This is a genomic window from Streptomyces sp. BE20 (genome assembly GCF_036322525.1).
Taxonomy (GTDB): Bacteria; Actinomycetota; Actinomycetes; order Streptomycetales; family Streptomycetaceae; genus Kitasatospora.
The window spans coordinates 1-10,476 of sequence record NZ_JAQYWW010001033.1 but is presented as its reverse complement, the minus strand read 5'-3'; the positions used below and the strand labels follow the sequence as shown (position 1 = coordinate 10,476).

Genomic DNA, 10,476 nt, shown 5'->3' with positions numbered 1-10,476 from the left:
CGGGTTGGTGGCCGTGGTCACTGCACCTCTTCCTATTCCTGGTACGGGAACGCGTCGAGGGGCCCCGGCGCCGTTGCGGCTCCGGGGCCCCGAAGGGGAACAACACCATCTACCGGCCTGGGCCGGTCCTCTGTTTCCGCACTGCCCCGGGGGATGGGGCGTGCGGGGATCGCGTATGCGTGACCGGAAACCACCGTCCTTCGTAGCTGGGGGGTCTGCGGTGTCCGCCCGGACTGAACTGCTGCCTCACGGGCCGGGCGATCCTGATGGCGCTCGCGCCCTCCGTTCTTCCTCTGCGTCACTGACATTCCTGCGAACTGCGCTTTTGGGCGGACAGGCGCCCCGCCCCGGCGCCGCAGGGGATCCAAGGAAGCGGGAAGGACGGCGCCCGATGACGGAAGGGGCACCGCCGGCGGTGCCCGTCCCCGGAACCGCGCCTCACACCCCGCGCACGAGGGAGTCCCTGCCTGCAACCCTCGCCGAAGCCGTGTGGGCGGCGTGGGACCGGTGCACCGACGAGCGGGCGCCCGAGACGGTGACCCGTCCGTGCGGCGGGGAGGCGGATCGCAGCGGCGGCACGGGGATCAGGCGGAGGGAGGGACGCCTTCAGTCGAGAATCGCGCGCATCTTGTCCTGGAGGTAGTCCCCGGCGTGTACCGGACTGTAGGGCCTGCGGCCGAGTGGTGCCGGCAGCGAGGTGATCCCGGTGTCGGGCGCGCAGCCGTGGAAGTACACCAGTGAGGTGAGTTCCTCCTGCGGCGCCTCGGGGGGCGGGGGCAGGACGCGGTGGCGGCCGGAGCGCCAGCGGTCTCCGCTCCAGCGGGCCATGAGGTCACCGATGTTGACGGTGTAGGCGCCCGGCTCGTAGGGGGCATCCTGCCAGCCCGCCTCCTCGTCGTGGACCTGGAGGCCGCCCTTGCCGGGCTGCCGGTTCAGAAGGGTGACGAGACCGAAGTCGGTGTGCGGTCCGACCCGGAACTGGCCGGGTGCGGCGGTGCCGGTTTCGTGGGCCGCCGGGTACCAGTTGATGGTGAAGTCCCAGTGCGGGCGAGTGGTGTGACGGGTGAAGAAGTCGGCCGGCCCGCGCAGCGCCGTCGCCATGACGGCGAGGAGCGTGTCGGCGAGGGTGCGCATCCGGGCGGTGTATGCCGTGACGAGCGGGTGCAGGGTGGGGACTTCGTCGGGCCAGTGGCCGGGTGTCTGCTGCGGGACGCCGGGGCGTGCGGAGGAATCGACGGCGCACGACCAGACCTCCAGCAGGTCCGGCGGGGTGAGGGTGCCCTCGGACCTGGCGGTGGTCACCCGTTCCCGGCCGATCCAGCCGCGCCGGTTCTGGTCGTAGGGCCTCTTGACGGGCTGGGGCAAGTGGAAGAAGTCGTTCGCCGCGGCGCGTACGCGGCCCGGGAGCTCCGGTTCGATGCCGTGCCCGGTCACCAGGAGGAAACCGCTGGACTGCAGGGAGCGGTCGACCCGGGCGGCGAGCCGCTCCCGGTCCGCTCTGTGGTCGGACGTCCAGCGGCTGAGGTCGATGAGGGGAATCGGGGTGGTGGCCACGGGTGGATCCTCCGTGAGGTCGATGGACGGGGCAGGGGTGTCAATGGGGCCGGGGGCGGTCGGTGGGGCCGGGGGCGGTCGGTGGGAGCGGGGCGTTCCCGGTGCGGCCCGGGGCCTCGGCGCACGCGCCGACCAAGGCCGCCGCCCACCGGACGGACGACGACCCGGTCACCATCCAGGTCCCTCCCGCTACGGCTCAAGCCGTACGCTTGAAAACGGGACCATCCGGCGAGGAACCGAGGTGTACCGGTGGATCGCGACACCGTCGACGAGCTCGACCAGTACCTGCTCCGGGCTCTCCAACTCGACGGCCGCGCGCCTTTCAGCCGCATCGCGCGAGACCGCGAGGTGTCCGAACGCACCGTTGCCCGCCGCTACCGGCGACTACGCGGCCTCGGCCTGCGCATCACCGGCCGGCCCGTCTCCTCCCGTCTGGGCCTGAGCCGCTGGCTGTTGCGCCTGCACTGCGCCCCGGACGCCGCCGGAACCGTCGCCGGAGCCCTCGCCCGCCGTTCGGACACCAGCTGGGTCACCATCGCCTCGGACGGCACCGAGCTCTACTGCGCGCTCGACGCCCGTTCGGCTGACGAACTCAACGCACTGCTACTGGAGAAGCTCCCCCGCACCCCGCGGGTGCTCTCCGTCAGCGCGCACTGCATGATGCGCGTCTTCCTCGGGGCGTCGAGCACCTGGCACGCCACGCGGTTCGGGCCACAGCGCACCGCGGCGGCGGTGCCCTCCCCTGCGCCCTCCGCCACCCCGCTCGACCTGGACACAACCGATCACATCCTGTTCAAGGAGCTGGCCCGCGACGGCCGCGCGTCGCTGCCCGAACTCGCCGCAGCCGCCCACCGCTCCCCCTCCAGCATCCAACGCCACCTCGACCGCCTCCGCAGCGCGGGCGCCCTGAACCTCTCGGTCGACTTCGACCCGCGGCTCCTCGGCTACCGGACGGCCATCCGCATCTGGCTGAACGTCGCGCCGGCGCACCTGCGCATCGTGGGGGAAACCCTCGCCACCCATGCGCAGATCGCTTTCGCCGCGGCCACCACCGGCACGTCCAACCTGGTCGCCAGCGGCATCTTCCGCGACCCGGCCGACCTGTACGACTACATCGACCGGCGCATCAGCCCACTCCCCGGGGTCCGGCACATCGAGACCGCCGTGACCTTGTGGGAAGTCAAGCGCCTCGCTCCCGTGCCGACTTGAGCGCGCCGTCCGCGCCGCCGCGCCGCCGCGCCGCCGCCCGGTTCGTCCGGGTGGGGTTGCAGTTGCGTCTCCGTTCCGTTTCGGCGTGGGTACGAATTGAGCAGTGGTCCGGGATGGTGGAGGCAACTACTCGCGCGACGGGGGAAGTTGCCATGGGAGACGGTCTGGGGCCGGAAGCGGCCGTGGTGGCGGCGCTGCTCGGCGACGGAGCGCATCAGGCGGTGGCGGACGTGGTGCGGGCCCGGCTGCGGATGATGCCGGAGGGGTCGCAGGCGCTCGCCGCCGCCGCGTCGGACCCGCAGGACCCGAAGGCGCGAACGCTGCTGACCGCGGCCGTCGCCCGACTGCTGGCCTCCGACGTGGCGTTCGCGCAGTACCTGGCCACCACGAAACTCGGGAAGCCCTCCGAGTCACCCTCCGGCCCGCAGACCGTCCAGCTGCGGACGGGTAAGGCCGGCGCACCACCGGCGAAGAACCCCCGCACCGTGCAACTGCGGACCGGCCCACGGCCAGAGGGCCCCGCCACCGTTCAGCTGCGGATGGGCCCGGACGCCGCCCGTGCCCGGCTGCTCGCCGGGCGGCGGAGCAGCGCCGGCATCGTGGTGGCGCTCGCCCTGGTCCTGATCACGTCTCTGGTGGCGCTCGGCATCCACCTGAGCTCGCGCCCGCTGCTGAAGCCCGGTGGGCCCGGTCTGGCACACGCCGCGCAGCCGCTTCGGGACCCGTCGCTGCTCCGAGCGGTGCTGCCCGGCGAGGGCGCGATGCCGATCGGCTGGCGGGTGCAGCGAGCGCCGGAGTCGGGGACGGGTCCCGGGAGCGGGACGGGTGTGGGCACCGCCGGCCCGCTCCCCTGCCTGCCTCCGGACGCCTGCGACCTCCAACTCGCCTACGCCACAGTAACGTTCGCCTCGGCCTCGGCGCAGACCGTCGAGTTCACCGCGACCGCCTTCACCTCCCCCGAGACCGCCGCCCGCGCCTTCGACGCCATGATCGAAAGCACCCCCGGCGAGCAGCCGACGGCGGCCGTCCCCCGGAGCGGCGACCAGAGCGCCCTCCGCATCCAGGGCAGCGGCACGGCGGTCGCGCTGGTCCGGGTCGGCAGCACGCTGCTCCTCGTGCGCGGCCAAGGGCCCGGCGCCGGCCTCACCGCGCCCGGACTCACTCTCCTCACCCAGCTGTTCGCAGAACGCGCCCGACAGGCGCAGGACGGCCTCACCCCCGACACCTCAGCCCGGGGGACGGCCGGCTGAGGCCCGGCCCGGCGGTCAGGGCTTGCCGGCGGTCAGGGCTTGCCGGCGTCGGCGGGAACGGCCGCCACCCGGCCGCTGCCGTTCCCGACGCCGGTGAGCAACTCGCGGAGCGGAGGTACAGCCGCTCCGCGTCCGGGGAGAGGATCAGCACCGGTCCCCGGAGGAACCCCTTCCTTCCGCGCCCGTCCGCGGCGAGCCTCCGACACCGACCGGACACGCGACGGCAGGGGCCGACGCAGGAGCGACGAACCCCGACCCCGCCGGCGCTGCGCGGCCGCGCGCGGGGTACCGGACCGGGACAATCGGGGCATCGGACGGGCACGTAGACTTGCCGCTCGTGGTGGATACCCAGTACGAAGACCTGTTGAAGCACGTGCTCACCGCCGGGACGGCCAAGACCGACCGGACGGGCACCGGTACCCGGAGCGTCTTCGGGCACCAGCTGCGCTACGACCTCGCCCAGGGGTTCCCGCTGGTCACCACCAAGAAGGTGCACCTGAAGTCCGTGGTGTACGAGCTCCTGTGGTTCCTGCGCGGCGACTCCAACGTCGGCTGGCTGCGCGAGCACGGCGTGACCATCTGGGACGAGTGGGCCGACCGCGACGGTGATCTCGGTCCCGTCTACGGCGTGCAGTGGCGCAGCTGGCCGAGCCCCGACGGTCGGCACATCGACCAGATCGGCCGGGTCCTCGACACCCTGCGCAGCGACCCGGACTCCCGCCGGATGATCGTCTCGGCCTGGAACGTCGGCGAGCTGGACGCGATGGCGCTCGCCCCGTGCCACGCGCTGTTCCAGTTCTACGTGGCCGACGGCAGGCTCTCCTGCCAGCTCTACCAGCGCAGTGCCGACCTGTTCCTCGGGGTTCCGTTCAACATCGCGAGCTACGCCCTGCTGACCCACATGGTCGCCCAGCAGGCGGGCCTCGCGCCGGGGGAGTTCATCTGGACCGGCGGTGACTGCCACATCTACGACAACCACGTGGAGCAGGTGACCGAACAGCTCGCCCGCACGCCGTTCGACTTCCCCGCGCTGCGCCTTCGGCAGGCCGAGTCGCTCTTCGACTACGCCTACCCCGACGTGGACGTGGTCGACTACCGGCACCACCCGGCCATCAAGGCACCGGTCGCGGTATGAGGATCGGACTGATCTGGGCCCAGACCCCGGACGGCGTGATCGGCGCGGACAACACGATGCCTTGGCACCTGCCCGAGGACCTCGAACACTTCAAGGCGACCACTCTCGGGCACCCCGTGGTGATGGGCCGCCGCACCTGGGAGTCGCTCCCGCCGCGGTTCCGCCCGCTCCCCGGCCGGCGCAACATCGTGGTCACCCGCGACCCGCAGTGGACCTCGGACGGCGCCGACCGCGCCGGCTCCCTCGACGAGGCCCTGCGACTGGCCGCCGAGACGGCCGGGGCGGACCCGGCCGCCGAGGCCTGGGTGATCGGCGGCGGGCAGCTCTACCGCTCGGCCATCGACCGGGCCGACACCCTTTCGGTGACCGAGATCGACCTGTCGGTCGAGGGCGACACCCACGCCCCGGCCGTCGGTCCCGCGTGGGCCGTCAGCGAGGACCTCGGCCCGCGGACCTCGACGTCCGGCCTGCGCTACCGCATCCGCACCTACGCGCGCCGCGGCACCGCGGGCTGACCGCCCGGCGGCCGGCCAGCGGCGCGCCCCGGCGGTTCGCCGTCCGTGCCTGCTCATGCCTGCCGGCGTCTGCCCGTGCCCGCCCGCGCCTGTCAACCGATCTCGGCCCGCCAGCCGTCGACGACGGCGACCAGGAGCACGCCGACGACCGTTCCCCCGCACTCCGCCGCGCCCGGCTGGTCCAGCGACCTGCGGACCTCGGCGGCCGGCGCCTCCGGGAGGAGGAGCGCGGCGCCCACCCGCGCAACGGCCGCCGCGGCCGCTTCCCGGCGCCGGACGGTCCACGCCCCGAAGTCCTCCGCCATGGCCGGCGAGGCGGTGGCGGGCAGGTCGAACCCCGCGCGGCGCCCGCCCGCGAGTACGACCTCCAGAACCAAGTGCCCTCCCAGCGCCCTCACGAAGGTGAGCACCGCACCCGCGGATGTCTCCCGGCCCGCCTCCAACGCCGCCACCACCTGCGCGTCCACGCCCATGGCGCGGGCGAGGTCCGGGACGCCGGTGCCGGTCAGGCGGCGCAGTCCGGCGAGGATCCGACCGCGGTTCTCCGCGACCAGGCGATCCGCCGCCCGGACGACCCGCTCCGCGTCGCCCGGTCGCGGGTGGAACTCCGCGAGGAACTCGGCGTCGTCGCCGTAGCTCCCGGGCTCCGTCATCAGTCCGTCCGCTCCTCCGTCCGCCGGAGGTACCGGCGGTAGCGCTCCTCCGCCAGCGGGATCGCCGTGCGGTACCAGGACTGCCAGCGGCCCCGCTTGTCACCGGCGACCAGGACCACGATACGGCGCCCCGGGTCCAGGACGAACAGGAGCCTGACCTCGGTGCCGCCCGACGACCCGGGCCGCAGCTCCTTGAGGTTGGGAATCCCCGAGTGCCGGATCCGGTCCACCAGGGGCCGGCCGAGAGCGGGGCCCACGCGGCGCAGGGCCGTGATCGCGGCGGCGACCTGGTCGAGCGACGCCCGGTCGGTGCGCCGCAGCCCGTGCAGCCACTCCCTGACCTCGGGCTCCAGGACCAGACGGTATGTATACGGCTCATTCGGCAACAAGTCTTACTTCGCTTTCCCGACATTCGACCCATTGCCTGGCGCCAGCCTACCGGGGCGCGGACCTCACGTATGACGGAACGTCAGAATCCCTCCCGATCAGACAGATCCGGTCCGGGGCGAGCGCGACCCGCGCGGCACTCCCGGGCGGGTCGCCCCCGCCGACACCCCGAAACACTCCACGCAACACGGGAGCCCGCCAGGAACCCGCCGGAGAGGGACGCCTCGACGGGCGCCCGCCCCCTGGAGCGGGGCGGCTACACCTCTGGCGCAATTTCGTATAGCACATATGGGCCCACCGGCTCAGCGTGGCACGCAACTTGACCATGCGTCAGTGCTGACCGGTGGGTAACGGCCGCACGGTCAGACCCGGGTGCCCCAGCGACCGCCCGCAACTCTGCCCGCGCCCACCGCAACCCGCGGAGGGGTCCGGACGACCCCATGGGCGCGCCTGACGAATCCCGCCGGGCAAGCGACGTGAATCGTCAGAAGACCAGAACCGCCCGACCCCCAGGCCGAGCCTCAGGAAAGACGACTATCCGGTACAACGGCATCCACCCGATACGGCCCGCCCACCAGGCCGGGCCGCTGCTCCCCGCGCCTGCGGGGGTCGGTCGGAGGCCGCGGCACAGGAGGCCCGAAACACCCTGTCCTCCCTGCGAGCGCGTTGGTGGGTAGCGATCACTAGGACCGCGAGCATCGCGGCTTCTGTCGGCAGACGCAGGAGCCTGACCAGAGCACCCGGCAGAACACCCCTCGCGCGGTTGGGTCCGTCCGGGCCCGCGGTCAGCGGGCGGACCAGACCGGGCAGTCGGCCGTGTGGCGTGTCAGCACCATCACGGTCCCGCCGTCCGTAACCTGCCGATCGCGCGTGACCGTGCAGCACGCCACCAGTACCGGAGGCATCGCCCGGACGACTGCAGGAGTCTCGTCCCGGTCCGGCAGCGCGGTGCGCGGCCACGCGGGCTCCACAACCCGCGGCCCGGGCCGGCGAAGGGAAGCCCGGCGGTCGGCCTGCCCGATGGGCACCCCGAGAGCTCGGGCGCGGGCGTGCAGACGGCGGCGATCGCGGCGTTCGGACATGGTGACACCCTGCACCCTCCCACCCCCTCCGCGCCAACGGCCTGGCAGGCGCCTCCGGATCGGCCTACCAACGGGGGCACCCGAACCGGCTCGTCCGTCAGGCCGGTCTGCGGGTGCCGTCTCGGCCCCGGGCGGGGCGGCCCGGGCACTTTCGGCCGGGTGCCCGGGCGACAGGAGAACGAGCAATAGTCAAGACCTGTGGGTGAGGCAGTGAGCCTGTTCAGCCTCCATGGGCTGCGGGGCAGTGCGCTGCGACCCAGGTAGCGGTGATGTCGTTGCAGGTGACGATGACCGACCCGGGCCTGAAGGCCATCTCGTGAGTGCAGCCCTGGTCGTGCGGAAGGATCTCGTCCAGGATCAGCGTGCCGAGGTTGGCCCAGGTCGAGGGCTCGTTCGGAGTGCTGATCCGGACGGCTGTCACCCCCGCATGACGAATGACCAGGTCCTCCTCGTGCCTCCAACAGTTGTGACGGAGGCGGAGGTCGAGGGCTTGACCCTTCTGGAAGAAGATCGCCTGGTGGAGCGTCATGTCCTTGACGCAGCGCCGCCCGGCGAAGTCGTAGTGGCTCGGGTCGGTAGCGAACGCCCTGGCAGCCGGGGGCAGGTTGGTGCTCGGCGCAGGCAGAAGCTCAAGGTAGGGGCCGGGGTCGAGGACCCCGGTCAGTTCGCCGACTCGGGCATCGAGATCGACATACTTCATTGCTCACTCCTGCGATGGTCCAGCGGACCGTCCTCGGGCGACCTCAGGGTGACATGCCGACTCGTGGCGCCGCTCAGGCATTTCCACCGTTCGTCGACCTCGTCCGCCTCAGCGGCCTGTTGCAGTTCCTCGGGGGAGGCCGGAAGCGGACGTGCTCGTCTGGGTTCTGCAGGATGTCGTGGAGGGTCACGCGGCCTGCTCCTCGCACTCGACCAGGACGCCGTTCTCGAACCGCGCACCGGTGCGGACCAGGGACACCAGGTGGGCGCCGCTGATCGCGCGCGATCTGGCCTGAGCCGACTCGACCAGCTTGAACACCATCGCGAGCAGCGCAGCGCGGCCATGGGGCTGCCGGCACCGCGGGTGACCTTGGTTCGGAGTTTGACTGTGGAGAAGGTCGACTCGATGGGGTTGGTGGTCCGCAGGCGGATCCAGTGCTCGGCGGGGAAGTCGTAGAACGCGAGGAGTTCGTCCCGGTCGTCGGTGATCTTCGCGACGGCCTTCGGGAACTTGGCTCCGTAGGTCTTCGCGAACACCTCGATCGCCTTTTCGGCATGGGTGCGGGACTCCGTGTTGCAGATCTCCTGCATGGCCTTCGTCGCGCCGCGCTGTGCCGACTTTCGGCAGACAGTTCGAGACATTCCGGGCCTTGTGAACCCAGCACCTCTGTGGCCGTGCGGCCGGGAACGCCTCGGCGAGCGCCTGCCGAAGGCCCATGGCGCCGTCGCCGCCATCAGCTCGGGGTCGCGCATGCCACGTCGGCGGCAGTCGCGCAGCGGGTCGGCCCACGACTCGGTGAACTCTGCAGGCCCTCGGCCAGGGCGATCAACTTCTTCGTGCCGTCCGGGGCAGACGCCGTTACTGCTCCGGCGGTGCAGCTGGAGCAGGAAGGTCGAGAACTCGGGCGAGGGCTGCGGTGACGGGATCGCGGTAGCCGGGCGGCAGGTTCCGGCGGGCCCAGTCGGCGGTCAGCGAGAGGAAGTCGACCATGTCGCGTTCGGCACCGGCGAGCAGGTGGCGGAGTTCGGTGACGGACAGTTTGATCATCGGGCTGTCGCTCTGCTCGGCGTTGACCGTCAGCCGGACGGTGTCGCCGAAGCGCTCTGCGAGCGGTGACACCGGGTCGTGGCCAAAGCCGAGCAGGTCGCCGCCATCGACGAGCCGGTGCCAGTCGCGCCAGTCCTCCAGCCCGTCGCAGCAGCCCGGCAGGAAGGTGATGCTGGCGGACTCGTCGGCGACCCGCAGCCCGCCGGCCGCGAAGAGGGTCTCGAAGGTCAGCAGTCCGTGGAGGGACGAACCGAGTGGGTCGGCAGGCCGGGGCGGGCGGCGGGGGCCGCCGAGGTCATCATCGGGATCGATGTCATTGCAGCTGGCGATGCGCATCACCGCCGTCCCGATCTCGGCGGCCGAGAGCTCACCGCTCAGGGGCAGGAAGCCGAACGGCTCGATCTCGGCGACGGGCCAGAGGTCGAAACCGCCAGGAGCATAGATCTCAAGGACAGGCTGCATCACGATCACCCGGCGAAGTGTCCCGCACCGCCCGCCTGCGGCGCCTTCCGATTACGCAGGGCACCTCGCCGCCGCCGACCCTGAACCGGTATGGGACTGAGCACCTCCGGCTGTACCGCCCTGGGCAGGTACAGATGTACGCCGACACCCCTCCCTGTTGCTTACTGAACGCTCCGCCTTCGCCGGCCGCTGAACGCTCCGGCGGGTCTCAGACCCGCGAGGGTGCCAACCATCGTTCTGCGCGGCTCTGCTTGTCGAAGTCTCCAGAGCGGCGGGCGTGCGCCAGCAGTCGGGCGCGCAGTGGCTTGAGGGCGTCGGGTGGCGCCAGGCTCGCACCGTGCTGCTCGAGGCCGTCGCACGCCACCACCACGCTCACCTGCTCGCCGCCATCGTCGGGCTCGGCGGTGAGCTGGAGCTCCCGGCTAACCGCAACGGGCGCTTCAGGGGTGCGGTCGTCCCGGAGGGCTGCGCGGTCAGCGCCG

The 10,476-nt window shown here is 72.2% G+C and carries 9 protein-coding genes and 1 pseudogene; 4 read left to right on the top strand and 6 right to left on the bottom strand.

Features of this window, described 5'->3' with window-relative positions; genetic code table 11:
* Window positions 1-606 precede the first annotated feature (606 nt).
* Entirely contained in the window at window positions 607-1,554 is a 948-nt protein-coding gene (locus PUR61_RS28810) for an isopenicillin N synthase family dioxygenase (protein ID WP_329882406.1), read from the bottom strand.
* Window positions 1,555-1,803: 249 nt separating this feature from the next.
* Here PUR61_RS28810 and PUR61_RS28805 point away from each other — a divergent pair, with 249 nt between their 5' ends.
* The 4 genes from PUR61_RS28805 (at window position 1,804) to PUR61_RS28790 (ending at window position 5,663) form a co-directional block, all read left to right on the top strand.
* Window positions 1,804-2,763 carry an AsnC family transcriptional regulator gene (locus PUR61_RS28805; RefSeq protein ID WP_329882405.1) on the top strand — a complete coding sequence of 320 codons (960 nt, stop codon included), beginning with the start codon at window positions 1,804-1,806 and terminating at the stop codon, window positions 2,761-2,763.
* A gap of 152 nt (window positions 2,764-2,915) precedes the next feature.
* Window positions 2,916-4,013 (top strand): hypothetical protein, encoded by a 1,098-nt coding sequence (locus PUR61_RS28800; RefSeq protein WP_329882404.1) that lies wholly within the window; start codon window positions 2,916-2,918, stop codon window positions 4,011-4,013.
* Between the two features lie 337 nt (window positions 4,014-4,350).
* On the top strand, window positions 4,351-5,148 hold the full coding sequence (locus PUR61_RS28795) for a thymidylate synthase (protein WP_329882403.1): 798 nt from the start codon (window positions 4,351-4,353) through the stop codon (window positions 5,146-5,148).
* A complete protein-coding gene (locus tag PUR61_RS28790; protein ID WP_329882402.1) occupies window positions 5,145-5,663 on the top strand; it encodes a dihydrofolate reductase in 519 nt (172 codons plus the stop codon). Before PUR61_RS28795 ends, PUR61_RS28790 begins: the two co-directional genes overlap by 4 nt.
* Before the next feature lie 92 nt (window positions 5,664-5,755).
* On the opposite strand, the gene PUR61_RS28785 is transcribed toward PUR61_RS28790, so the two are convergent.
* The 5 genes and pseudogenes from PUR61_RS28785 to PUR61_RS28765 form a co-directional block, all read right to left on the bottom strand.
* Window positions 5,756-6,316, bottom strand: coding sequence for a hypothetical protein (locus PUR61_RS28785; protein WP_329882401.1), 561 nt, complete (start codon window positions 6,314-6,316; stop codon window positions 5,756-5,758).
* Complete coding sequence (locus PUR61_RS28780; protein ID WP_329882400.1) at window positions 6,316-6,702, bottom strand: type II toxin-antitoxin system RelE/ParE family toxin; 387 nt, start codon at window positions 6,700-6,702, stop codon at window positions 6,316-6,318. Before PUR61_RS28780 ends, PUR61_RS28785 begins: the two co-directional genes overlap by 1 nt.
* A gap of 1,303 nt (window positions 6,703-8,005) precedes the next feature.
* The gene (locus PUR61_RS28775; protein WP_329882399.1) at window positions 8,006-8,485 is read right to left on the bottom strand and encodes a hypothetical protein; all 480 of its coding nucleotides are present in this window, start codon (window positions 8,483-8,485) and stop codon (window positions 8,006-8,008) included.
* Window positions 8,486-8,671: 186 nt separating this feature from the next.
* Window positions 8,672-9,329 (bottom strand): annotated as a pseudogene (locus PUR61_RS28770) (IS256 family transposase); the annotation flags it as partial.
* A 14-nt stretch (window positions 9,330-9,343) separates the two neighbouring features.
* On the bottom strand, window positions 9,344-9,994 hold the full coding sequence (locus PUR61_RS28765) for a hypothetical protein (RefSeq protein ID WP_329882398.1): 651 nt from the start codon (window positions 9,992-9,994) through the stop codon (window positions 9,344-9,346).
* Window positions 9,995-10,476 lie beyond the last annotated feature (482 nt).

What these genes read in the sequence shown, in the direction of transcription:
- PUR61_RS28800 (WP_329882404.1), top strand. Translation starts at nt 2,916, where the DNA reads ATGGGAGACGGTCTGGGGCCGGAAGCGGCCGTGGTGGCGGCGCTGCTC.
- PUR61_RS28790 (WP_329882402.1), top strand. Translation starts at nt 5,145, where the DNA reads ATGAGGATCGGACTGATCTGGGCCCAGACCCCGGACGGCGTGATCGGC.
- PUR61_RS28785 (WP_329882401.1), bottom strand. Translation starts at nt 6,316, where the DNA reads ATGACGGAGCCCGGGAGCTACGGCGACGACGCCGAGTTCCTCGCGGAG.
- PUR61_RS28775 (WP_329882399.1), bottom strand. Translation starts at nt 8,485, where the DNA reads ATGAAGTATGTCGATCTCGATGCCCGAGTCGGCGAACTGACCGGGGTC.
- PUR61_RS28765 (WP_329882398.1), bottom strand. Translation starts at nt 9,994, where the DNA reads ATGCAGCCTGTCCTTGAGATCTATGCTCCTGGCGGTTTCGACCTCTGG.